This window comes from Roseibium salinum (genome assembly GCF_026240905.1).
GTDB lineage: Bacteria > Pseudomonadota > Alphaproteobacteria > Rhizobiales > Stappiaceae > Roseibium > Roseibium salinum.
This window is the reverse complement of record NZ_JAPEVI010000003.1, coordinates 2,574,147-2,597,642: the sequence shown is the minus strand read 5'-3', so window position 1 is coordinate 2,597,642 and position 23,496 is coordinate 2,574,147. Positions and strand designations below refer to the sequence as shown.

The 23,496-nt window shown below is 62.1% G+C and carries 23 protein-coding genes; 18 read left to right on the top strand and 5 right to left on the bottom strand.

What is annotated here, in order from left to right; translation table 11 throughout:
• Nucleotides 1-247 precede the first annotated feature (247 nt).
• The 12 genes from ON753_RS16590 to ON753_RS16535 all read left to right on the top strand — a co-directional run bounded on the left by ON753_RS16590 (nucleotide 248) and on the right by ON753_RS16535 (nucleotide 14,956).
• Complete coding sequence (locus ON753_RS16590) at nucleotides 248-1,177, top strand: NADP-dependent oxidoreductase (protein WP_265963724.1); 930 nt, start codon at nucleotides 248-250, stop codon at nucleotides 1,175-1,177.
• Nucleotides 1,177-1,503 (top strand): hypothetical protein, encoded by a 327-nt coding sequence (locus tag ON753_RS16585; RefSeq protein WP_265963723.1) that lies wholly within the window; start codon nucleotides 1,177-1,179, stop codon nucleotides 1,501-1,503. Before ON753_RS16590 ends, ON753_RS16585 begins: the two co-directional genes overlap by 1 nt.
• Nucleotides 1,504-1,659: 156 nt before the next feature.
• The gene (locus ON753_RS16580) at nucleotides 1,660-1,917 is read left to right on the top strand and encodes a hypothetical protein (RefSeq protein ID WP_265963722.1); all 258 of its coding nucleotides are present in this window, start codon (nucleotides 1,660-1,662) and stop codon (nucleotides 1,915-1,917) included.
• A gap of 174 nt (nucleotides 1,918-2,091) precedes the next feature.
• The gene (locus ON753_RS16575) at nucleotides 2,092-4,317 is read left to right on the top strand and encodes an acyl-CoA dehydrogenase (protein WP_265963721.1); all 2,226 of its coding nucleotides are present in this window, start codon (nucleotides 2,092-2,094) and stop codon (nucleotides 4,315-4,317) included.
• Complete coding sequence (locus ON753_RS16570) at nucleotides 4,314-5,603, top strand: acetyl-CoA C-acetyltransferase (RefSeq protein ID WP_265963720.1); 1,290 nt, start codon at nucleotides 4,314-4,316, stop codon at nucleotides 5,601-5,603. The genes ON753_RS16575 and ON753_RS16570 overlap by 4 nt, the downstream gene beginning before the upstream one ends.
• On the top strand, nucleotides 5,603-7,693 hold the full coding sequence (locus tag ON753_RS16565) for a 3-hydroxyacyl-CoA dehydrogenase NAD-binding domain-containing protein (RefSeq protein ID WP_265963719.1): 2,091 nt from the start codon (nucleotides 5,603-5,605) through the stop codon (nucleotides 7,691-7,693). Before ON753_RS16570 ends, ON753_RS16565 begins: the two co-directional genes overlap by 1 nt.
• Nucleotides 7,680-9,542 carry an acetyl-CoA hydrolase/transferase C-terminal domain-containing protein gene (locus ON753_RS16560; RefSeq protein WP_265963718.1) on the top strand — a complete coding sequence of 621 codons (1,863 nt, stop codon included), beginning with the start codon at nucleotides 7,680-7,682 and terminating at the stop codon, nucleotides 9,540-9,542. Before ON753_RS16565 ends, ON753_RS16560 begins: the two co-directional genes overlap by 14 nt.
• A 71-nt stretch (nucleotides 9,543-9,613) precedes the next feature.
• Nucleotides 9,614-11,167: a non-homologous end-joining DNA ligase gene (gene ligD / locus ON753_RS16555; RefSeq protein WP_265963717.1), complete on the top strand. Its 1,554-nt coding sequence runs from the start codon at nucleotides 9,614-9,616 to the stop codon at nucleotides 11,165-11,167.
• 182 nt (nucleotides 11,168-11,349) lie between these two features.
• Nucleotides 11,350-11,838 carry a phospholipase D-like domain-containing protein gene (locus ON753_RS16550; RefSeq protein WP_265963716.1) on the top strand — a complete coding sequence of 163 codons (489 nt, stop codon included), beginning with the start codon at nucleotides 11,350-11,352 and terminating at the stop codon, nucleotides 11,836-11,838.
• Nucleotides 11,774-12,868: a phospholipase D-like domain-containing protein gene (locus tag ON753_RS16545; RefSeq protein ID WP_265963715.1), complete on the top strand. Its 1,095-nt coding sequence runs from the start codon at nucleotides 11,774-11,776 to the stop codon at nucleotides 12,866-12,868. Before ON753_RS16550 ends, ON753_RS16545 begins: the two co-directional genes overlap by 65 nt.
• A gap of 330 nt (nucleotides 12,869-13,198) precedes the next feature.
• On the top strand, nucleotides 13,199-14,353 hold the full coding sequence (locus ON753_RS16540; protein WP_265963714.1) for a PRC-barrel domain-containing protein: 1,155 nt from the start codon (nucleotides 13,199-13,201) through the stop codon (nucleotides 14,351-14,353).
• 90 nt (nucleotides 14,354-14,443) lie between these two features.
• Nucleotides 14,444-14,956, top strand: a complete 513-nt coding sequence (locus tag ON753_RS16535; protein WP_265963713.1) for a Dps family protein — start codon at nucleotides 14,444-14,446, stop codon at nucleotides 14,954-14,956.
• A 440-nt stretch (nucleotides 14,957-15,396) separates the two neighbouring features.
• Here ON753_RS16535 and ON753_RS16530 read toward each other — a convergent pair whose 3' ends face one another.
• Together ON753_RS16530 and ON753_RS16525 are read right to left on the bottom strand one after the other, a co-directional pair.
• Nucleotides 15,397-15,978 carry a sigma-70 family RNA polymerase sigma factor gene (locus ON753_RS16530; protein ID WP_265963712.1) on the bottom strand — a complete coding sequence of 194 codons (582 nt, stop codon included), beginning with the start codon at nucleotides 15,976-15,978 and terminating at the stop codon, nucleotides 15,397-15,399.
• The gene (locus ON753_RS16525) at nucleotides 15,947-16,135 is read right to left on the bottom strand and encodes a NepR family anti-sigma factor (RefSeq protein ID WP_265963711.1); all 189 of its coding nucleotides are present in this window, start codon (nucleotides 16,133-16,135) and stop codon (nucleotides 15,947-15,949) included. Before ON753_RS16525 ends, ON753_RS16530 begins: the two co-directional genes overlap by 32 nt.
• A gap of 208 nt (nucleotides 16,136-16,343) precedes the next feature.
• Between ON753_RS16525 and ON753_RS16520 the strand changes: the two genes are divergently transcribed.
• The gene (locus ON753_RS16520) at nucleotides 16,344-17,141 is read left to right on the top strand and encodes a response regulator (RefSeq protein ID WP_265963710.1); all 798 of its coding nucleotides are present in this window, start codon (nucleotides 16,344-16,346) and stop codon (nucleotides 17,139-17,141) included.
• Nucleotides 17,142-17,447: 306 nt separating this feature from the next.
• Nucleotides 17,448-18,449: a sensor histidine kinase gene (locus ON753_RS16515; RefSeq protein ID WP_265963709.1), complete on the top strand. Its 1,002-nt coding sequence runs from the start codon at nucleotides 17,448-17,450 to the stop codon at nucleotides 18,447-18,449.
• 6 nt (nucleotides 18,450-18,455) lie between these two features.
• On the opposite strand, the gene ON753_RS16510 is transcribed toward ON753_RS16515, so the two are convergent.
• On the bottom strand, nucleotides 18,456-18,653 hold the full coding sequence (locus tag ON753_RS16510; RefSeq protein WP_265963708.1) for a CsbD family protein: 198 nt from the start codon (nucleotides 18,651-18,653) through the stop codon (nucleotides 18,456-18,458).
• A gap of 396 nt (nucleotides 18,654-19,049) precedes the next feature.
• On the opposite strand from ON753_RS16510, the gene ON753_RS16505 reads away from it, so the two are divergent.
• From ON753_RS16505 to ligD (ON753_RS16490), 4 genes are all read left to right on the top strand, one after another.
• Nucleotides 19,050-20,642, top strand: coding sequence for a CHASE domain-containing protein (locus tag ON753_RS16505; protein WP_265963707.1), 1,593 nt, complete (start codon nucleotides 19,050-19,052; stop codon nucleotides 20,640-20,642).
• A 145-nt stretch (nucleotides 20,643-20,787) separates the two neighbouring features.
• Nucleotides 20,788-20,946: a hypothetical protein gene (locus ON753_RS16500; RefSeq protein WP_265963706.1), complete on the top strand. Its 159-nt coding sequence runs from the start codon at nucleotides 20,788-20,790 to the stop codon at nucleotides 20,944-20,946.
• A 124-nt stretch (nucleotides 20,947-21,070) separates the two neighbouring features.
• A complete protein-coding gene (locus ON753_RS16495; protein ID WP_265963705.1) occupies nucleotides 21,071-21,235 on the top strand; it encodes a DUF1328 family protein in 165 nt (54 codons plus the stop codon).
• A gap of 34 nt (nucleotides 21,236-21,269) precedes the next feature.
• Nucleotides 21,270-22,157: a non-homologous end-joining DNA ligase gene (gene ligD, locus ON753_RS16490; RefSeq protein ID WP_265963704.1), complete on the top strand. Its 888-nt coding sequence runs from the start codon at nucleotides 21,270-21,272 to the stop codon at nucleotides 22,155-22,157.
• A gap of 53 nt (nucleotides 22,158-22,210) precedes the next feature.
• On the opposite strand, the gene ON753_RS16485 is transcribed toward ligD (ON753_RS16490), so the two are convergent.
• Entirely contained in the window at nucleotides 22,211-22,534 is a 324-nt protein-coding gene (locus tag ON753_RS16485) for a rhodanese-like domain-containing protein (protein ID WP_265963703.1), read from the bottom strand.
• 2 nt (nucleotides 22,535-22,536) lie between these two features.
• A complete protein-coding gene (locus tag ON753_RS16480) occupies nucleotides 22,537-23,457 on the bottom strand; it encodes a complex I NDUFA9 subunit family protein (RefSeq protein WP_265963702.1) in 921 nt (306 codons plus the stop codon).
• Between the last annotated feature and the right edge of the window lie 39 nt (nucleotides 23,458-23,496).

Below are 23,496 nucleotides of genomic sequence, written 5' to 3'. Positions count from 1 at the left end.
AGTACGGACGCATAAAATTGAACGCACCGGCGTCTAAACGGCAAGGAGCGGAGAGGATAACTCCGCAGGGCGGTCTTTGTGCATCGGCCAAGGGCTTTGACGCTGCCGCTCCAAAGCGACCAGTGCGTCCAATTTTGTGCGTCCGTGCCCTAAAAAGAAGCGCATGCCCGGCGGGCGACAGCCACCAGAAGCTGGCGCCACTTCCGGTCCCAAAAGCGCGCCCTGAAATCGTCGAGGGAGGAAAACCATGTACGCCGTACGAATGCACGCATTCGGAGATCCGGACGTTCTGCAGTTTGAAGAAGTTGACAAGCCGTCGCCCGGACGCAAACAGGTTCTCGTTGAAGTCCACGCCGCAAGCGTCAATCCCGTCGACTGGAAGATCCGCGAAGGCAAATATCCGGTGGTCCAGGAGAGGGATCTTCCGATCGTTCCCGGAAGGGACATTGCCGGCAAGGTCGTTGAACTCGGTGAGGACGTGACCGACGTCAAGATCGGCCAGCAGGTATTTGCCTTTCTCGACATGGAGACCGGAGGCTATGGCGACTACGTCGCGGTCAATGTCGGGTATCTCTCGCCCAAACCGCGCGAACTGACAATGACGGAAGCTGCCGCCGTGCCGCTCGCCGCGATGACCGCGGGCCAGGGCCTCTTTGATTGCGGGGGACTGCGCCGCGGCCAGCGGGTGCTGATCCATGGCGGCGCAGGCGGTGTCGGGCATCTCGCCATACAGTTGGCCAAGACCCGCGGCGCATGGGTGGCAACCACGGTCAGCCAGCTCGACATCGACTTCGTCACGCGGCTGGGTGCCGATCAGGTGGTTGATTATGAATCGGAACGCTTCGAGGAGGTTGTCAGACCGGTCGACCTCGTCCTCGACCTCATCGGAGGTGACACGCAGGACCGCTCGTTCGAGGTCCTCGTTTCCGGCGGCCGGCTGGTCTCGACGCTGAACGAGCCGGACGTTGAAAAGGCGCGGGAATACGGCGTCAGGGCAACGGGCTTCATGGCCAAGCCGAACGGCAAGCAGCTTTATGCCATCGCGCAATTCATCGATCAGGGCCAGATCCGCGTGGAAGTCCAGCGGACCTATCCGCTGTCGCAGGCCGGCCAGGCCCAGGAGGTGCAGAAAATGGAACACAGCCGCGGCAAGACGGTGCTGGAGGTCCGGCACTGATGGATCCGCACGGCGAGAAAGACATGCACACCGGGACGCTTGGCATGAGCGAGGATGAAGCGGAGGGACGCCTCACCGCCCATCGCGATATCCTGACGAAAGTGCTCTTTCTATTGGCGAAGGACGAGGAAAAACGGGCGGTTCTTTACGAATGGCTCGACGAGCGCCGCCGCGTGAAGGACCACCAGGAGGATCCCGGCGCCGTGATCCAGGAAGGTTTCGCCGAGCAGCAGGCGCGGGCGGAAGAGTTCAGGATCATCTCCGACAATCTGCGCAGGCTCGTGGACGTGTACGGCCGGGACAGCACCAGGTCCTCCGGATCATGAACGACGTCAAGACCCGGCTGCGCATCCGGGGCATGATCAATTTGGCGCGGACAGCTCCAGTCTGACTGTGTTCGCGGCACGGTCCCCGCCCCGCATGGGAACCAAGCCGACGCTGTTTCGTTTATTTCCTGGACAGTCAATTGGAACCGGGGATCAATGACAGAAAAAGCAGAACGCAAGTTGAATGTGCCTCATTCGAGCAAGCAGGTAAGGCTGAACGAAATACAGGATGTCCTCGCCGACGAGGGCTATTCGGCCGATGACCGCAAGAGCTGGCTGAAGGCCGTTTTGACCGAACTCAGCTCCGCACAGGCCGAGAGCCCGAGCGAGGACCGTGAACAGCTGATCAAAGAGGTCAGGAAAATCATCGACTCGAACCAGAGCGGCAAGCCATTGGCCGATGACGTGCTTTAGGCAAGGGCTTGCCGTTCAGACGCCGGCGCGTTGAACTTTGGCAGGCGTACCCTAAGTCATTGTGAGGGTCTTGAACGACTTCGAGGCCCGTTTCTGGGCTGAGCGACCCTGTGCCGCTCACGAACACTTTGGAACTTTTCCGACTTCCCGCCATTCCGCAGGCAGGAGTATTCCATGGCGATGCGCACATTTCGACGCGACAGGCTCACGCGCCCGATATTCAACTGGGCACGGGGCCAGCTTCCGACGCTTTCCGAAACCGAGCGCGATGCCGTCGACGCCGGCGAGGTCTGGTGGGATGCCGACCTTTTCAGCGGCAATCCCGACTGGAACAAGCTGCTGGCCACCGCACCCGCCGCCCTTACGGGCAAGGAGCAGGAATTCCTCGACCGTCCCTGCGAGGAGCTGTGCACCATGCTCCACGACTGGGAGATCACCCGCGCCGGCGATCTTCCCGAGGACGTCTGGAAATTCATGAAATCCAACCGTTTCTTCGGCATGATCATTCCCGAAGAGTATGGCGGCCTCGGTTTTTCCAGCTTTGCCCATTCCGAGGTCGTGCGACGCATTTCGACCGCCTCGATTACGGCCGGCGTTACCGTCATGGTGCCCAACTCGCTCGGGCCGGGGGAGTTGCTGCTGCAATTCGGCACGGACGAACAGAAGGACCACTGGCTGCCGCGGCTGGCAAAGGGAGAAGAGGTGCCGGCCTTTGCGCTGACGAGCGAACATGCCGGCTCCGACGCTTCAGCCATGCGCGATACGGGCGTCGTCTGTGAGCAGGACGGCGTCGTCGGCCTGCGCCTCAACTGGTCCAAGCGCTACATTACGCTCGGCCCGGTCTCCACCGTTCTCGGACTTGCCTTCAAGCTGCAGGACCCGGACGGCCTGTTGGGCAGGCAGGGCGCGGAGGGTATTACCTGCGCTCTTGTCCCGACCGGCCTGCCGGGCGTTTCGATCGGACGGCGTCACATTCCCTGCGGCCAGGTTTTTCAGAACGGCCCGACCACCGGAGAGGATGTCTTCATACCGCTCGACAACATCATCGGCGGACCGGATTATGCCGGCAAGGGCTGGATCATGCTGATGAGCGCGCTTGCCGCCGGGCGCGGCATCTCGCTGCCCTCGCTGTCTTCGGCCGCCGCGTCGATGGCCGCACACACCACAGGAGCCTATTCCCGCATCCGCGAACAGTTCGGAATTCCCATCGGCAAGTTCGAGGGCGTTCAGCGCCGCCTCGGGCGCCTTGCCGCCAATGCCTACCTGCTCGACGCGGCCCGGAAACTGACCTGTGCCGGCCTCGATGAGGGCCGAAAGCTCGCCGTGATTTCCAGCATCATGAAATCGAACGCCACCTATCGCATGCGCGAGGCCATCGACGATGCCATGGACGTGCATGGCGGCAAGACCGTGATCGACGGGCCGAACAACTATCTCGGCAACTTTCACAAGTCCGTCCCGGTGGGCATCACCGTGGAAGGGGCCAATATCCTGACGCGCAACATGATCATCTTCGGTCAGGGCGCGATCCGCTGCCACCCGCATCTGCTGGATGAAATTCTCGCCCTCGACAAGGACGACGAAGACGAAGCACTGGACGCGTTCGACAAGGCTTTCTGGGCCCATGCCGGACACGCGGTGAAGACGTTCTTCCGCGCAGCCGGCAGGGCCTGGACCGGCAGTATGTACGCACCGGCGCCGGACGCCGGCAGGGCCACATGGATCTACAGGCGGCTGTCACGCTATGCCGCCGCTTTCGCGCTGATCTCCGATTTCGCCCTGCTGACGCTGGGCGGTTCGCTGAAACGCAAGGAGATGCTCTCCGCCCGGCTTGGCGATGTGCTGTCCGAGCTTTACCTGATGTCCGCCGTTCTGAAGCGCTGGCACGACGAGGGTAGTACCGCCGCGGATTTCCCGCTTGTCGAATGGGCGGCGGAGACCTCTTTTGCCACGATCGCGTCCAGCCTCGATCAGGTGCTGGTCAACCTGCCCAACCGGCCGGCGGCGCTGTTCCTGAGGATGGTGACCCTTCCGGGAGGCGCCCATCGCGGCCCGTCCGACGATCTGACCCGCGAATGTGCCGAGCTGCTGCTGACGCCGTCATCGACGCGCGACCGGCTGACCGCCGGCGTGCATGCGGTCGGCGGCGAGGGAGCCTTGAGGAAACTGGAGGACGCATTTGCCATGGTCGTGGAGGTCGAACCGCTGCGCCGCAAGCTACGTGAGGCCAGGCTCACCGCCGACGAGGCGCTCCGGAAGGGCGTCTTGACCGCGGCGGAAGAGCAGAAGCTGCGGCAGGCAGAAGCTCTCATCGACAAGGTGATCGCCGTCGATGATTTCGATCCATCGGAAATCGTCCGGAAACGGCCGGACCGTGAGCACAGGGACGCAGCGGAATGACCGATCAGAGGCCAGTCTACATCATCGACGGTTCGCGCACGCCGTTTCTCAAGGCGCGCGGCGGGCCCGGGCCGTTCACGCCGGTGGATCTCGCCGTCCAGTGCGGCCGCCCGCTCCTGACGCGTCAGCCTGCCGCTTACGACGCCTATGACCTGGTCATCCTCGGCTGCGTCAACGTCATCGCCGACGAGATGAATCCGGCCCGTGTTGCCGCCCTGCGCCTGGGCATGGGCGAGGACACGGTGGCCTTCACCGTGCAGATCAACTGCGGGTCGGGCATGCAGTCGATCGATACCGCCTACCGTTACATCCGCGATGGTTCGGCCGATCTGATCCTGGCAGGCGGCACGGAAGCGCTCAGTCATACGCCGCTGGTGTTCCGCAACGATGCGGTCGAATGGTACGCGGGCATGGCGCGGGCGAAGGGCACGCTCGAACGCGCCTCATTGCTCGCCGACATCCGGCCCGATTTCTTCAAGCCGGTCATCGGCCTTGAACGTGGGCTCACCGATCCGATCACCGATCTCAACATGGGCCAGACCGCCGAAATCCTGGCGCACCGCTTCGGCATCAGCCGGGAGGCGGCGGATCACTACGCGGTGGGGAGTCATCGCCGGTTAGCAAAAGCCCAGGAGGAGGGCTGGCTTGACGGTGAAGTTGAACCCGCCTTCGACCGGAACGGCAATGTCTACCGGAAGGATGACGGCGTTCGCCCGGACAGCAACATGGAGAGCCTCGCAAAGCTTTCGCCCGCATTCGAAAAGCCCTACGGCAAGGTGACGGCAGGTAACTCGTCGCAGATCACCGATGGTGCTTCCTGGGTCATCCTGGCCTCGGAGGAGGCGGTCAAGCGCCACCGCCTCGATCCGATGGCCACCCTGCGCGACAGCCAGTGGTCCGCGCTCAATCCCTCCGTGATGGGGCTTGGCCCGGTCCTGTGCGCGACCGAAATGATGAAACGCAACGGGCTGGGCCGCGAAGCCATCGACCTGTGGGAGATCAATGAAGCCTTTGCCGCGCAGGTGCTCGCCTGCCTTGCCGCGTGGGAGGACGAAACCTTCTGCCGGGAAATCCTGGATCTGCCCGAGGCATTCGGTCCGATCGATCACGACAGGCTCAATGTCGACGGCGGCGCGATCTCGCTCGGCCATCCCGTCGGCACGAGCGGCAACCGTATCGTCCTGCATCTGGTGCGCGCGATGGCGCGGCTCGGCAAGAAATGCGGCATCGCCTCCGAATGCATCGGCGGCGGACAGGGCGGCGCAATGCTTGTGGAGATGGTCTGATGAACAAGCCCGTTCTATCCGTGATCGGCAAAACCAGCCTCGAGCTCGGCTCCGGCCCGGAAACCAACTTCGGCAACTGGCGGCTGCGCCGCGACGAAAGCGGCGTCGCCTGGGCGATCGTCGACTGCAAGGACACCGGTACCAATACCTTGTCCGAAACCGTGTTGACGGATCTGTCCCAGCTGCTGGAGGCGGTCGAGGCGGACTTGCCGAAGGCCCTTGTGGTCAGGTCGGCAAAACCCGGAGGCTTCATCGCCGGCGCGGACGTGTCCGAATTCCGCGGTGCAAGTGACGAAGACGCCATTGCCGAACGCCTGCGCGCCGGCCATGGCGTGATCGATCGCCTTGAAGCCCTCAAGTGCCCGACCATCGCGGTCGTGCACGGCTTCGCGCTGGGCGGCGGCTTCGAACTGGCGCTTGCCTGCGATTACCGTATCGCCATCGACGGGGCATGGTTCGGCTTTCCGGAAGTCCGCCTCGGGCTGCATCCCGGGCTCGGCGGCACGTTCCGCCTGTCCGAACTGATCGACCCGACCGAAGCCATGACCCTGATGCTGACCGGCAAGTCCGCCCATACGAAAAAGGCGAAAAAGCTGGGCATTGCCGATGAAATCACCCAGGAGCGCCATCTGCGCGCGGCGGTGGCGGCGTTTGCCCGAAAGGACGGCAAGCAGCACAACGGACGCGGGTTCAAGGCAGCCGTTCTCGACCTCGGTCCGGCACGCAACATGGCGGCCGGCCGCATGCGTTCGCAGACGGAGGAAAAGGCGCCGCGCGAACACTATCCCGCACCCCATGCGCTGATCGGTATCTGGGAAAGCCATGGCGGCGACCGCAGCGCCATGCAGCAGGCGGAAATCCGATCCTTCGCCCATCTTATCACCACTGATACGGCGCAGAACCTCATCCGTGTCTTCTTCCTCCGCGAGAAGCTGAAAAAGAACGGCGACGGGAAAAGCGGTGTGACCAGCGTGCATATCGTCGGCGCGGGCACGATGGGAGCGGAGATCGCCGCCTGGTGCGCCATCAAGGGGTTCCGCGTGACGATCAGCGACATCGAGCTGGAGCCGCTGGGCAAGGCGGTTGAGGAGGCGGCCCGCACCGCCCGAAAAGAACATCTTTCGGACATCGAAATCCGCGACGTGCTCGACCGTCTCATGCCGGACCCGCGGAGCTACGGACTGGGTGAAGCCGATCTCATCATCGAGGCGGCGCCGGAAAAACCGGATCTGAAACGGGAATTGCTGACATCGATCGACGAGCGCGCCCGCGAGGATGCCGTCATCGCCACCAATACGTCCAGCCTGGAGCTGGGCGGGCTGGCGTCGGTGCTGAAGAACCCCGGCCGGTTTGCGGGTCTGCATTTCTTCAATCCGGTTTCCAAACTCGAACTTGTCGAGGTTGTGTCTCATCCCCAGGCGAGCGCGGAGACCTTGGCGCTGCTGAACGCCTTTACCGGAGAGATCGACCGCCTGCCGACTCCTGTCCGGACCTATCCGGGCTTCCTCGTCAACCGCATCCTCACCCCCTATCTGCTCGAGGCGGCACTGATGGTCGATGAAGACATCGAGCCGGCCGCAATCGATCAGGCAGCGGAACGGTTCGGCATGCCCATGGGGCCGCTGGAGGTTGCCGACAGGGTCGGGCTCGACATCTGCCTGGACGTCGCCGACAGCCTGCGCGACAAGCTCGAAAAGCCGATTGCGGAGATTCCCGGCTGGATGCGCAAGCGTGTCGAGAAGGGCGAGCTTGGCGAGAAATCCGGGCAGGGCATCTATGCATGGAAGGATGGCGAGCCGCAGAAGAGCAAGGCCAATGACGAGATGTCCAGTGTCAACCAGGACCGTCTCATCCTTTCCATGCTGAACGCGGCGGTCGAATGCCTGCGCGAGGGCGTCGTCGGCGATCCGGACACGCTCGACGCCGCGATGATCTTCGCAACCGGTTTTGCACCCTTCCGCGGCGGGCCGATCCACTACGCACGTCAGCGCGGACCGGACGAGATCGTGGTGACGCTGGAGGAACTGGCTCGCCGGCACGGACCGCGTTTTGCGCCGGATGAGGGCTGGAAAGACATTGGCAAAGAGTAAGCCGTCCGTGGACAGCGCCGCCGATGATGTCGCCCGCCGGATCATCGACCAGACCGGCGGCCGGATCCGGCTTGCTCTGCCGCTCGGGCTCGGCAAGGCGAACGGCATCGTCAACGCGCTGACGCGGGCCGCCTGCGCGGATCCGCAGATCAGCCTGACGATCCTGACCGCGCTCACGCTGCAGCGGCCGGCGGCGAAAGCCGGCCTCAAACGCCGCTTTCTCGAACCGGCCGCCGACCGGCTGTTCGGCCGCTATGAACCGATCCTTTATGCGCAGATGATCGAAGAGGGCACGCTGCCGGCCAATATCCAGGTCCGCGAGTTCTTCTTTCAGGCCGGGTACTGGCTCGGCAATGCCTATGCGCAGCGTCATTACATCTCGGCCAACTACACCCATGCGCTCACCTATGCCCTGGACTTTCAGCCGAATGTCGTTGCCCAGCTGCTGGCGCGCGATGACGACGGCAGGACCAGCCTGAGCTGCAACACCGACATAACCGTGGACCTTCTGGCCGCGCGGCGGCAGGGGCGGGCCGAATTTATCTTCGCGGCCGAGATCAATGAGAACCTGCCCTTCATGGGCGGTCCGGCGGTCGTCGGCGATGGCGAGGTCGACATCATGCTCGAGCCGGATACCTCCTTCGAGCTGTTTTCCGCCGTCCGTCAACCGGTCAGCCTGCAGCACATCGCCATCGGTCTTCAGGTCTCTCAACTCGTTCCCGATGGCGGCACGCTCCAGATCGGCATCGGCTCGATCGGCGATGCGATCGCCCAGGCATTGCTGCTGCGCGAGCACAAGAACGAGGACTATCTCTCCCTGTTCGACGCCTGCCCCTTCCCGGATGGCGCCCCCGAACAACACCGCGCCCGTTTCGAAGAAGGGCTCTACTCCGTTACCGAGATGCTGGTCGGCGGTCTCCTCGAACTGTTCGAAAGCGGGATCATCCGCAGGGAAGTGGACGGTGCGGCGATCCATGCGGCCTTCTTCCTGGAGTGCCGGGACTTCTACCGGCGGTTGAGGGAAATGCCGGTGGCGACCCGTGACAGGATTGCCATGATGCCGGTTTCCTTCACTAATTCGCTTTACGGCGATGAGGAGAAGAAGCGGGCCGCCCGGCGGGATGCCCGCTTCGTCAACAACGCCATGATCGTCACCTGCCTCGGGGCGGCCGTATCCGACGGCACCGGCGACGGGCAGGTGGTCAGCGGTGTCGGAGGCCAGTTCAACTTCGTCTCCCAGGCGCTGGAACTGGAGGGCGGCCGCTCGATCATCACCTTGAACGCAACGCGCGAAAGCAACGGCAAGACCGTGTCGAACATCCGATGGAACTATCCGCATATGACCGTGCCACGGCACTACCGGGACATCGTGGTGACCGAATACGGCGTGGCGGACCTGAGGGCCAAGACGGACGAGCAATGCATTGCCGCGATGCTCGATATCGCCGACAGCCGCTTCCAGCAGGGGCTTCTGGAGCAGGCCAAGCGGGCGGGAAAAATCGACCCGGGCTACGAAATCAGCGCCGCCCGGCGCCTGAATACGGCGGACCGGCTGAGCTATTGGCTGGCCCCCGCCCGCCGCAAGGGCCTCCTGCCGCGCTTTCCCTTCGGCACCGACTTCACGGAAGTCGAACGGCGTCTTCTGCCGGCATTGTCTGTCCTGAAACAGGCGGGCAAATCGAAAACCGCCCTGGCGCGGCTCGTGGCAAGGGGATTGACGTCCGGGCCGGTCGAGGCCGACTGCCTGGAAAGGCTCGGGCTTGATAGGCCAAAGAGCTGGAAGGATCTGCTTCTGAAATACCTGGTGACCGGCGCCCTCGCGGAAAGCAAGGACACGGACGCAACGTGATCGCGCGCAAGATCGCGCCGGAAAGGAACCGGGCTGACCGTTTCGCGTTGGCACCCTGAAGGAGCGACGTAATGGGTGTTTCGGTCGACAGGCTTGCGGAATATGTCGCCAAGCGCGATTTCTCACGTACGGCTGAACCGCAGGGTTCTGCGGCGGACAAGCCGTCTGACAAACCTCTCTTCGTTGTCCAGAAGCATGCCGCGACGCGGCTGCACTACGATTTCCGGCTGGAATGGGAAGGCGTGCTGCTCAGCTGGGCCGTGACGCGCGGGCCGAGCGCCGATCCGTCGGTCAAGCGCCTGGCTGTCCGCACCGAGGACCATCCCCTCGACTATGGCGATTTCGAAGGCACGATCCCGAAGGACCAGTATGGCGGCGGCACGGTGATGCTGTGGGACCAGGGCTGGTGGGAGCCGCAGGAGGATTTCAGGAAAGGGCTTCGCAAGGGCAGGCTGAAGGTCAGGCTGTACGGCGAGCGCATGAAGGGCGGCTGGGCGCTGGTGCGCATGCGCGCAAAAGAGGGCGAAAAGCGCGAGAACTGGCTGCTCATCAAGGAACACGATGCATTCGAGGAAAGCGGCGAAGACACGCTGACCGCGCGCTATCTCACCAGCGTCGCCACGGCGCGCGAGATGGAGGAGATCGCGGATGGCAGGAAGCCGAAGAGCCGCAACAAGAAGACGCAACGCACGAAGGAGGAGAGCCGGTCTTTCAGCCTCTCGCGGCCGCGTTTTCGCAAGCTGCAGACCCCCAAGCCGGCGGAAAAGGCGCCCGAAGGCGACGACTGGCTGCACGAGACGAAACTCGACGGCTATCGCTGTCTTGCCGCGCTCGGTAAGGGCGGGGCCCTGCTCTACTCCGGGACCGGCCGCAACTGGACCGGCCGCTTTGAGGGCCTGCCGGAAGCCTTTGCCGCACTCGAGTGCGAAAACGCGCTGATCGATGGCGAAGTGGTTTCGGCGAAGCCGGGCAAACGCGCGCCGCTTTCCGCCTTGCAGCGCGATGTGGACGAGGGCCGGCCCGTGCTCTTCATCGCCTTCGACCTGCTGGAACTCAACGGCGAGCAGCTGGTTGACAAGCCGCTGCTGGAACGCAAGACGCTGCTTGAGCAGTTGCTGGCGGGCGGGCCGGAAGGTTCGCCGGTCCATTACTGTGTCCACGTGCGCGGCAACGGCGCCAAGGCATTTGAGGCCGTGAGGAAAGCAGGCGGTGCCGGCATCGTTTCCAAGGCTGCGGACAGCCGCTACAGCGGGACGCAGAACGATGATTGGCTGAAGATCATGGCCCAACGGCGCCAGGCTTTCGTCGTCGGCGGCTGGACGCCGTCGAAGGCAAAGGGCAGGCCGTTCGCTTCGCTTCTCATCGGATCCCGGGAAGACGGCTCGCTGTGCTACCGCGGCCGGGTCGGCGGCGGCTTTGCCGGGGATGACCTGGAGCGGCTCTGGAAGAAGCTGAAGACACGCGGCCGCAAGACCAGCCCCTTCGACGAGGTGCCGCCGGATGTGGCTGACACGGCTAACTGGGTGACCCCGGACGTGGTTGTCGACGTCGGTTATGCCGAATTGACGGACGAAAACAGTATCAGGCGCGGCGTGTTCGAGGGGCTGCGCGAGGACTTGGCTTAGATCCGTTCTCCGCATTCAGGGGGCCATGCCCGCATGCGGAAAATGGATCGCTTTCAAACGGCTGGAGCATCCCCGCATCCGGGTATGTCGCCTGGATGCAGGGCTGGTGTTCCGGTGTCGATATTTACTGAACACGACCGATCCGGAGCGAGGAAATGGACGCAGGCAGAGCTTGTCCTGATATGCAGGAGAGGGGAGGCGCACTCTCCGCCGAAAACGAGAAGCCTGCCCCTGAGCGCCCGAAGAGGGCAGGCGATGTGACGATACTGGAACGCGGCCGCAACTGCTGGCGCACCGAGCTTGCCGCGCGTGCCGCGGTGCTGGTGGACGCGCAAAACTATTTCAACGTTCTGGAACAGACGCTTCGGCGTGCGCGCAAATCGATCCTGATCGCCGGATGGGACTTCGACGGAACGATTTTCCTCGATCCGGAAGGGACCATGGACGAACCCGTTCCGCTCGGTCCACTCCTGCGCAAGCTGGTGGAAGAGCAGCCGGAGCTTGAAGTCCATATCCTGGTCTGGAGCACTGCGGTTCTGCACGGTTTCAGCGGCATGGCCGCGCTGCTGTTCGGCGCCGGCTGGATGCGGCATCCGCGAGATCTCGTTGCGGCTCGACACAATGCATCCGTTCTATGCCTCCCACCATCAGAAGATCATAGCCATCGATGATACGGTGGCATTTGTCGGGGGCGTCGACCTCACCACCGGGCGTTGGGACACAAGGGCGCATCTGTCCCGGGACCGTCGGCGAAGGGGTCTGAACGGCCGGCGGCACGGACCGGTGCGCGACGTACAGATGATCGTCGATTCCGACGCCGCGGTGGCGCTGGCCGATCTTGTGCGAGAGCGCTGGCGCCTTGCGACCGGTGAAGCCTTACGGCCGTGCGGTCGTGACGGCGACGTATGGCCGGAGGGTCTTGAACCGCAGTTTAACGACCACACCGTCGGCATCTCGCGCACCATGCCGGATTGGCGCAAAGGGACTGCTGTCAGCGAAATTCTCCATCTGGCCGAGGATATGCTGAGGTCGGCGCGTGACCTCGTCTATGTCGAGGCGCAATATTTTTGCAGCGTCCGCATCGGCCGGGTCGTCGAGGAACTCCTGGAGCGGCCCGGCGGACCCGAAGTGGTCGTCATCACCAGCCGGACCCTGCCGGGAGTGGTTGAGACCTGGGCCATGGGAGGCAACCGCGACCGGCTGATCCGGCGCCTGAAAAAGGCCGACCGGGAAGACCGCTTGCGCGTCTATTATCCCCTGGCGGCCAGGACAGACGGTGATCGCCATGAGGTCGAGATCCTCGTGCATTCCAAGGTCCTGATCGTCGACGATCGAATCCTGCGGGTCGGTTCGTCCAACCTCAATAACCGGTCCTTCGGCATCGATACCGAATGCGACCTGGTCATCGAAGCCGACGACGAGGCGACCGCCGAAACGATCAGGCGACAGTGCCGCGGTCTGATGGCGGATCTTGCCGGCGTGAGCGTGGCTGCGCTTGATGAAGCGGTCAGGTCGGAAGGATCTTTCCTGCGCGGGCTCGATCGCCTGGCCGCCCGGACGGGTCGGCTGAAAGCGTTTTCAGCCATGCAAGAGGAGGGCCCCACCGGACAATTGCCCGGTACGCGCTTCTTCGATCCGCAAGAACGGTTCGAGCTGCCCTGGGTGACGCCTCGCCGCAGCGGCGGGGACGGCGGTTCGTAAGCCGCGTGCACTCCGCGGAACGGCCACCAGAACGCTTGGGCGGGGATCATTCCATAGGAAATGAGGACCAGCGAGATCGCATGTCGGGCAGGCACGCCACGCGCAATTCTACCGTTGAGTCCAGGGTCCTGCATCGACCTGATTGCTTTCAATCCATTCTGCTATGTGAAGTTGAAATATTTTGTACAAAAACCTTTTTCATTCCGGAACTTTTCCAGCGCCGAGTGGTTGTTTGAAGACAATTAGATCCACGCTGTGCCAGCGCTCAAGATCAGCGTTCAAAGGGCAGCGGGGTTTACTTTGTGCCGAAACAGAAGAGGAGACACTGACATGATCCGCACTCTATTAGCTAGTACAGCGCTTAGCGTACTCTTGGTTGGCGGTGCAGTCGCCGAAGGCGCGAAGACTGACGTCCAGGCGCAGACCGATGCGACGCAAATGAACCAGGTCGACGGGTTCTTCCAGGCCTCCAGAGACCAGGTTCTGGCATCGAAACTGCTGGACAAGACCGTCTATAGCGGTACCGGCGAAGACGCTGAAGAGATCGGGCAGGTCGCCGATGTGGTGATTACCCAGGACGGCAAGGCGCAGGCATTGGTGATCGGTGTCGGTGGTTTCCTCGGTATCGGTACCAAGGATGTCGCGATCGACTACAGCCGCGTCGAATGGGTGAAGGCGCAGCCCACAGGGGCTGACGATCAGGCCGGTCAGAATGACTGGACCGAGGACAACCAGCGCCTGGTGGTCAACGCCACCAAGGAGGAACTGGAGAACGCTCCGGAGTTTGATCGTGCACTGGTGACCGACCAGCAGATGACCAGCGCCGACACCGGAACTGACCAGCCGGCAACCGGCACGGGCACCGATCAGCAGATGACCAGTGCCGAGACCGACGCTGAGCAGCCGGCGACCGGCACGGGCACCGATCAGCAGATGACCAGTGCCGAGACCGACGCTGAGCAGCCGGCGACCGGCACGGGCACCGATCAGCAGATGACCAGCGCCGAAACCGACGCTGAGCAGCCGATGACCGGTACGGAATCCGAGCAGCAGATGACCACCGATACCACGGCTGACCAGGAAGATCCGGCTGCCCTTGACCAGACTGCCCAGACAGAGACCGATCCGGCTGCGCCGGCTCAGCCTGCCCGGGAAGGTATGCAGATGGTGGACGCCATGACCCTGAGTGCCGAAGAACTGATCGGCACCAACATCTACGGTCAGGGGGACGAAGACCTCGGCGAAGTCGGTGACGTGATCGTTACCGCCGAGGACGAGGTCAGAGCCTACATCATTGATGTCGGCGGGTTCCTCGGGATCGGTGAAAAACCGGTAGCGCTCGATGCGGAAAACCTGGAGATCATGAAGGACGAGAACGGCAACCTGTCGATCTACACCTCCTTCACCCAGGAACAGCTCGAGAACCATCCCGAGTTCACGATGCAGGCATACGAGGAAAATCCTGACAGCGTTCTGTTGCGCTAAATTCCAGGAGATTTAATTCCTCTGTAACGCTTCGACGGGCCGCAATCGCGGCCCGTCGTCGTATTGGCAAAACGGAGAAGGAGTAAAGTCATGGCGCATGTATCCGAAGCACTGAAACCGAAGGCCCGTGACCAGGAACTGCGTAACGGTCTTGAGCCGGAGTACTGCGAGAAAATGTCGACCCTGTTGTCAGACACGCTCGTATCGACCTACCAGTTGCTCATCAAGAGCCATCTGTACCACTGGAACGTCGTCGGTCCGCTGTTCAAGCCCCTCCATGATCTGACCGAGGAGCATTATCAGGCCCTGCTGGAAGCGGCCGACATCATCGCCGAGCGCATTCGCGCCCTTGGCCATCTCGCCCCGGTTCAACTGAGCGAAGCCGCCGGCTTTTCTCCCGAGCCGCGTGAGGTCAGGCACACGTCGGCGATCGGGATGGTGAACGATCTGATCGCCGATCATGAACATGCGGTGCGCAGCATGCGCCTTGCTGGCGAGAAGGCCGACGAGGCGGGCGATCTTGCCACTTCCGACATGCTTGGCGACCGGTTGAATTTTCACGAGAAGGCGCTGTGGATGCTGCGGGCGATCGCTGCGAATTGAAGCCGTTTGCGAGCGCGAAAAAAAACAACTCCGCCGGGAACTTTGCGCGCCTCTCGCGGTTCTAGGGTCAGAAGCATACAAGGCGGACAAAAGGTCTATCGCCCCGGGTGATTTCCCCCGCCCGTTTCCCTTTCCTCCCAGGGAATTCGGCATTGAAGACCAACCGCCTTTGTCCCCGCTGACCCCAAGCGGCGGGGCACTCGGCAGGACGGCGTGTATTGCCCACCCCCACCTAGATCAGCGCCGTCCTGCCATTTTTCCTGATGCGATGACTTTTCCGGCCCACGGTCAGCCGCGCGGCCGCGGATCTTCGCGAGCGAACTTGTTCGCAGGCACGGAACGGCTTGAGGGCCCCGCACCCTCCAGCGTTCAGGCCTCCTTGGCGCAGGAGATGGATCCGCTCCAGAGCGACCAGTGTATTCTACTTATGGGGCAATCGTCTAAAGGGCGAAGGGAGGGGAGGAGGCGCCTGCCAGGTCGGAGGAGGGGCCGTAATCTTCGTCTTCCTCGATCCCGAGGACTTCCTTGAGGGTGATCCGCGCGCGGCTGACCCGGCTCTTGACGGTGCCGACGGCGCAGCCACAGACTTCGGCGGCTTCCTCGTAGGAAAGTCCCGATGCCCCGACGAGGATCAGTGCTTCGCGTTGGCCATCCGGCAATTGGGCTAGTGCGCGGCGCAGGTCCTGAAGGTCGAGCGAACCTTGTTGGGCGGAATTCACCGAAAGGTTTTCCGTATAGGTCCCTTCGCTGTCCTGCACCTCACGGTCACGCTTGCGCATCTGGCTGTAAAACTCGTTGCGCAGGATGGTGAACAGCCAGGCTTTCATGTTCGAGCCAGGCTCGAAGCTTTCCTGCTTTGCCCAGGCTTTCATGATTGTCTCCTGAACAAGGTCGTCGGCCTTGTCCAGATTTCCGACAAGTGAACACGCGAACGCGCGCAGGTTCGGCAGTGCGGCAAGCATTTCTCGCTTGAACGCCCGTGCCGCCTCTTCACCGGCTGTTTTTGTCCGTCTTTGCGGCATTGCTCTCTTCGGCTTGGTCAAGTTGTTCCAACAGGTCCAGAAAACGTTCGGGAACGGGTTCCTGTTCAACCGAGCGGTAGAGTTCCCGCAATTTCTGCGAGATGCGGCTATTCGGATCGGGGCCGGCAGCCCCGAAGCGTTTGTTGTCGCTGCTCATAATCTCTTTGTCACTTTGCTACTGCTCAACCTATGCAGTCACCCACGCTAACTCAAGCTGCGGGAACAAAAAAGTTCCGCCACATTGTGGAACTTTTTTTGCGTTAGTCCATTTTAAATGGACCGGCCAGCGCGAAAAACCGGTGGAGCCCACCGGCCCACGGGTGGTTTCGCGCAGAATAGTTCGAGATAGTTTAGGGGAACCTGTCATGTCACTTTCGACCCGGCTCGCGCCGCATCTGCCCTATCTGCGCCGCTACGCAAGAGCGGTAACCGGCTCGCAGACATCCGGCGATGCTTACGTGTCGGCGGCGCTTGAAGCGCTGATCGCCGATGTCTCCAGCTTTCCGGAGACCAGCAGCGACCGCGTCTCCCTGTACAGGCTCTTCTCCGTAATATTCACGACGACCCAGATCGACATCCAGCCAAAGGACTCGCCCTTCGCTTGGGAACGCCGGGCAGCGGCCAACATGGCAGGGGTGTCACCGCTCCCAAGGCAGGCCTTTCTGCTTCATTCCGTGGAGGAATTCTCGCTGGACGAGATCGCGGAGATCCTCGACAGGGACGCCGACGAGGTGCAGAAGCTTCTTGAAGCAGCCTCGATTGAGATTTCCCGGCAGGTTGCGACCGAGATCCTGATCATCGAGGACGAACCGTTGATCGCCATGGACATCGAGCAGATGGTCAAGGATCTGGGGCACAAGGTAACCGGCATCGCCCGCACGCGCACGGAAGCGATGGAACTCTTCCGGGCCACGAGCCCCAGAATGGTCCTGGCCGATATTCAACTCGCCGATGGCAGTTCGGGCATCGATGCGGTCAACGACATGCTGAAAACCGACCGTATTCCGGTGATTTTCATCACCGCCTTTCCCGAGCGTCTCCTGACCGGCGAACGGCCCGAACCGGCTTTCCTGGTCACCAAACCCTTCAATCCAGAGATGGTAAAAACGCTAATTTCCCAAGCTCTGTTCTTCAACGAGGACGTTCAAGCGAAAGCGTCCTAGAGCGCGTGTAGTAGCAGGGGCACAGACCGAGGGAGTATGGCGGTTCGAAAACGATCGATCTGCATTCGAACGATTTCTGATGTGAATGCGGGTCGACACAGGGTCCAGGCCCCGGTCATCGGTGGCCTGTCGCCGGTCTGCCGGGCACAGGGACTTCGGATTTTCCACCGCCGGAAGGACGACGGATGATTTTTTTGCCATGTCGGTTGATCCGTTGCACCCGAATCCTCGACAATGGGACGTGGCGGATAATGGAAAAGATCCGCTGGCACCAGCCCGCGCGAATGCGGAGCGACGGAGCATGACGTGAGCCAGGGACGGCAGGGACTGATCTGGGAAAAACCCGGCCAGGATGAGGAGCGGTTCCGCCGCTACCTGATAGTCGCCCTGTCCCGCACCGGGATCTGTGTCATGCTGCAGGACCGCCGGGGAGATTACCTGTTCATCGCGAACCTTCTCGGGGACTGGCATGTGGATGCCGGTGCGCCGCCCACCGATGAGAGCCTGTTCGGCGCCGAACTTGCCTCCAGGATTGCGGCCCTCAAGCAGCGCGCGGTGGAGACTGGCAAGATCAGCCGGATGGAACACGAGACGGAATCCGGGCGGTACTTTGAATTCATTGTCGAACCGCTCAAGGTCGACGCGGCCGGCAGCGGTGACCTTCTGACGATGATCGTGGACGAGTCCGAGAACAGACGGCACCAGAAGCTCCTGACCACCCTGTTGCGCGAGGTCAGCCACCGCTCGAAAAATCTCATGGCGATCATCCAGAGCCTGGCTGCACAGACGGCGAAGCATTCATGGTCGCTTCCACAGTTTCTCGAAAAATTCCACGGCCGCCTCTATTCGTTGTCCCATTCCCAGGACCTGATTACGGATACCAGCTGGCAGGGAGCCTATTTCGAGGATCTGGTCCGTCGTCAGATCGACACTTATCTCCCCGAGGAACAGCATCTCGTCTCGATCACAGGAGAAAATCTCCTCCTGACGCCGAACATGTCGCTGCATGTGGGGCTGGCGCTGCATGAACTGGCGGTCAATGCGGTGAGCTACGGCGCGCGGGTCGGCACGGAGCCGGGAATAACCGTTCATTGCGGCCGGACAACCCTCGACGACAGGGACGCGATCGAGATCAGTTGGATCGAAGAGCTGCCGCCCGGACGCGAGCGGACGGAAATTGCACCGCGCTTCGGAAGTGCGGTGCTCGAGCGTATTGTACCGAAATCAGTAAATGGAGCCGCCGACTATGATATCGGCGACTCCCGGATCAGCTACCGGCTGGTCTTTCCGGCAGACTCTCACAGTTGAGCCCGGTCAGTGCCGGGTCAGCCACTCGTCGACTTCGCGTTCGGCTTCTTCCTTGCCCTTGCCGTAACGCTCCTGCAACTTGCCGATCAGCAGCATGCGGTTGCCGTCGATGACGTCGAGGTCGTCGCCGGTCAGCCGGCCCCAGTTCTGCTGCAGATTGCCTTTGAATTGCTTCCAGTTACCGGCCACTTGGTCCCAGTTCATGGTTATGCTCCCTTGTTGATTGTCAGAACGGCAACCCCGTTCCTTCCAGAAAACTCCGGAAGCGCCGCCTTGGTTCCGAGCGCACGCGAGGACAGGGCAGGCGGTCATCAAAGGATGAAGAGGAATTAATTGACTGTGGCGGGAGGTGCCCCCAAATTGCCACAACTTGCGCCCACATGATTTGAAACGTTAATTCTTGAGGGACAATAGCAACAGGCTACTCATGTGTGCCAACGAGACGTGAAGATCCGATGTGCAGTTGAGCTATGATCTACCGAAAACGGTTTCAGTTATTCAGATGGGTGTTTCGGCATGCCGCTTCACATTTCCCGGGTACATTCCAACTGGCTATTGCCACTTGCGGTCTTCCTGTTTGTCGCCGTAGCCGGAGTTGGCATGGCGTTGGTGGCCCACCGTGCGGAGCGGGAGACCCGGGCGGTCCGGCTGGAACTGCTCGCGGATGACCTTGCCGGCCGGTTCAGCGACCGGATCAACCGTCAGATCATGCTCCTGATGTCCGCCCACTCGTTTCTGGCCGCCAATCAGGACAATCTTTCGCGTCCCGCTTTCAGGTCCTATGTGAGCGGAATCGGGCTTGAAATCCGGTTCGACAGTCTGGAGAGCATCGGCTATGCCCGCCGGATCAATCGTGGTGATGAAGAACTGGCAGCGGCGGATATCGCCAGCTACTACGACCTGGCACCAACGATCCGGCCGGACACCGAGCAGTTGTGGCGCACCCCGGTCGTCCTGGCGGAACCTCACAACGACAAGACCGAGAACATGCTCGGTTCTGACATGTTCGCCGACGAAACTCTGCGGCAGGCGATGCGGCAGGCGATGATGTCGAGCGAAGCCCGCGCCACCTCGCCAGTTCCCCTGACGCTCCTGGGCGATCGCATGCCTGCGCAAGGAGTCTTTGTTTTCATTCCTCTCGAAAAGGCGGTAGGCGAGGCGGATGATCCGATCAGTCAGGTGAGCGGATTTGTATTCGGCCTGTTGCGGATCGCGGACTTGCACCAAAATGTGCTGGAAAGGTCGACGGATCTGGAGGTCGAATTGAAGTCCGTGGATGCCGGCTTCGATGAAACGAAACCTCTGTTCCAGACCTCCGGCTACGATTCGGAAGAGATCGCCGGCATCAAGCCTGCCGAAAGAACAGTGCAGGTCGCGGGGCGGAGATGGAAGCTTTTCGTGCGGCCGACACCGGAAATGGCGGAGTCCCACATCTATTTCGGCTCATACACCATCGCCGGCGTGTCGCTGATACTCGCGCTCGCGCTTGCGGTGGCCGCACATGCGCAACTTCGGGTCATCTCCACGGCCCACGCGCTCAATCTCTTCACGGCCCGCTCGATGCAGGAAAAGGATCTGATGCTGCAGGAGATGCAGCACCGGATCAAGAATTCGATTTCCCGCATTCTCGCAATGGCCCGGCAGACGGCCGCCGGTTCCGACACGATTGAAGAGTTCTCCCAGTCCTTCGTGGCGCGGTTGCAGGCCATGGCCAATGCCCAGGACCTCCTTGTCAGTTCACGCTGGAACGAGGCCGACCTGGAGGAGCATATTTCCATAGAGTTGCGTCAAGTGTTCGGCGAGAAGCTGGAACAGGCGAAGCTCTCGGGCCCGCCGGTCAAGCTCAATGAGGAGAGGGCACAGGCCTTGGGGCTCACCTTTCACGAACTTGCCACCAACGCCCTGAAATATGGCGGCATGTCCGAGAAGTCGGGCGATCTGTCGGTGACCTGGCGCCTCGAAGGCGAAGGGCAGCACCGCATGCTGGTTCTTGACTGGAACGAGAATGCCGGTGGTGACGTCCGGCCCCCCGAGGGCGAGGGCTTCGGCACCAAGCTGATGGACGCCAATATCAGGGGCCGGCTCGGCGGCACGATCGAACGCCGGTACGACAACGACGGCCTGAAGGTGAACATCAGGATCCCGATGCCGGCCCAAAGGGAGAAGGACAGGAAAAGGCCGGCCGGCGCGTGACCGGTTCGGCGCTGCGCGAGTTCCGGAAAGTCGTGGACAGCCGGCGCGACCATACGGGCGGAACCCCGGGCGACTTCTTGCCTGAATGGAACGGAACCTCTGCGACCCCGTTGCCGTTCCTTCTGTATAATTTAGGAGGATCGACATGCCTACTTATGATCCGCACAAGACGCCGACCGAAATCCGTCAGGGTAACCGCCGTCGCATGAACCTGCGCATTCTGTTCTGGTCGATGATCGGCCTGGTCTTGCTGTTTTCGCTGATCTACCTCTACTTCGTGATTGCCGTTCCCCCGGCAAGCTGACGAGATTCCGAAATGCTAGAGAAAACAGACAGTAGTCAGGAACTTTCTTCCGGCCTCGCCCGTTTCCAATCCGATTTCAATTGAGCTGCTGGCGCAACGGCAGCGCGGTAGAAAGGTTTAGACCATGTTGGAGTGGATTCTCATTCTTCTGATCGTCGCTGCGGCGGCCAGCCTTCTGGGGCTGCCGAGACTGGCGGGCGTTGCCGCTTCCGGTGCCCAGATCCTGATCTTCGTCGTTCTCGCCATCCTGCTGATCTCGCTCCTGTTCGGGGTCGTGGCGGTTGCCTGATCCGGTGCGGTGCCGAATGGCGGAATGACAAACCATGGTCGAGCTTGCAGGCATAGAACTGACCCATCCGGACCGGGTGCTTTACCCGCAGCAGGGACTGACCAAGCTCGATCTGGCCCGCTATTTCGAAACGATGGCCGAGCCGCTGCTGGAGCATGCGGCCGGCCGCCTGGTCAGCCTGGTACGCTGTCCGCGCGGACGGGAAACCAAATGCTTCTTCCAGCGCCACGGCGGCTCGGGCCTGCCGGACGAATTCCGTCGCAAAAGCGTGCGCGAGAAGGATGGCGGCAGAAGCGACTATCTGTATTTCACCAAAAAGGAAGCACTGATTGCCGCTGCGCAACTCGGTGTGCTCGAGCTGCATATCTGGGGTTCGAAGATCGATGACATTGAACGGCCCGACCGGCTGGTTTTCGATCTCGACCCCGACGAGGGGATGGATTTCGCCAAGGTGAAGCAGGGCGCAGCGCTCATGCGCGATGTGCTCGCGCAATTCGATATCGAGAGCTTTCCTCTGCTGACGGGCGGCAAGGGCATTCACGTGGTCGCACCGCTGGTCCGGCGGCATGAATGGCCGATCGTCAAGGCCTTTTCCGGCGAGCTTGCCAGGAACGTCGCCCGCGAAGACCCGGACAATTACGTCGCGACGATGAGCAAGGCCAGGCGCAAGGGCCGTATCTTCATCGACTATCTGCGCAACGAACGCGGCAGTACCGCGATCGCCCCGTTCTCGCCCCGCGCCCGCAAAGGCGCCCCGCTGGCCTGGCCGGTCAGCTGGGAGCAGCTTGATGAGGTCACGGCGCCGGACCAGTTCCGTCTTGACAACGCCGATCCCGGGGCGGCGAACAACTGGGACGGCTACGGCGATTTGCGCCAGAGCCTCAAGGCAGGCGGCCTCAGGGCGCTCGGGATCGACGTCTGACGCGCAGCAGTTCGCTTCAAGTTGCTCCCGGCCGTGCGGTCACTTGCAGTCCGTCACTTGTGAATGCGCAGTCCCGCCTGTTTCCAGTCCATTTTGCCGTCTTCGTAGTCGTAGACGCGGGAATAGCCGAGGGTTTCCATGCGTTCTGCGGCCTTGCTCGATGCCGGGCAATCCTTGTCCATGCAATAGAGCGCAACCGGATGCTTCTTGTCTGGCAGGGTCTTGGCCACCTGCTGGTCGAACTGGTCGTCGAAGGGGATGTTGATCGCCGTTGGCAAATGGAACTTCCTGTATTGCGATGCATCGAGCACTTCGATGACCGTGACGTCATTTTCGCCCATCTTCTGCTGGAGCTCGTTTCGATCGATTGCCGGCATGGCTAGTTTCCTTTCGAATTCTGATGAAGGATCTGGATTAGAACCGCCTTGATCGGCGTCGGGTCGACGCCGAGATCCGCGAGCCCCGGCCGGCCGGGCGAGGCGACGTTGTCGCGTTTCAACAGGGCGACCTGTCCCTCGGTAATGGGCGGATTTTTTAAAAGGCTGCCGCTTGCGGCAAGCCCGTCCCAGATCATTTCCGGCACCGGTACGAGAGGGCGCTTCTTTCCGCCGGTAGTCATAACCGTTTCGGCCAGCTGCCGGTACGTCACGACATCCGGGCCTCCAAGCTCGTAGATCCGCTCGGGTGCCTCCTCCTGGGTCAGCACGGTCACTGCGGCGTCGGCCACATCGCCCACGAAGACCGGCTGCAAGCGGGTGCGGCCGTCGCCGAACAGCGGCACGACCGGCATCCATTTGGCAAGCGAGAGGAAAGCGCTGAGAAGGGCATCGTCCGGCCCGAACATCGCGCTCGGGCGGAAGATCGTGGCATGTTCGAAACCGGTGTTGACTTCCTCCTCTCCCTGGGCGCGGCTGCGCACGTAGGATGAAGAAGAGGCAATGTCGGCGCCGATGCCGGACAGGTGTATCAGCCGCTCCGCGCCGCAAGCGCTGGCCGCCTCGGCGACCCGGCGGGCGCCCTCGACATGAATGGCGTTGAAGGTCAGCTCGCCGCGCTCCACGTAAAGACTGACCGCATTGACCACGCCGTCGGCGCCGTCGACCGCCTGTTCGACCTGGCTGCGGTCGCGGATATCCGTCCTCACGGGAACCATCCGGCCGGTCGCGTCCGCGGGCGGCCTCACGCTGTCAGGGTGACGCGATGCGATCCGCACGGTCACGCCGTTCCGCAACAGCTTGTTGCTGATTCTGTGGCCGAGGAACCCGGTGCCCCCGAATATCGTTACTTCTGTCGCAGGCATGCTGAAGTCTTCCGAGGGTATGACCCGTCGGGAGGGCAA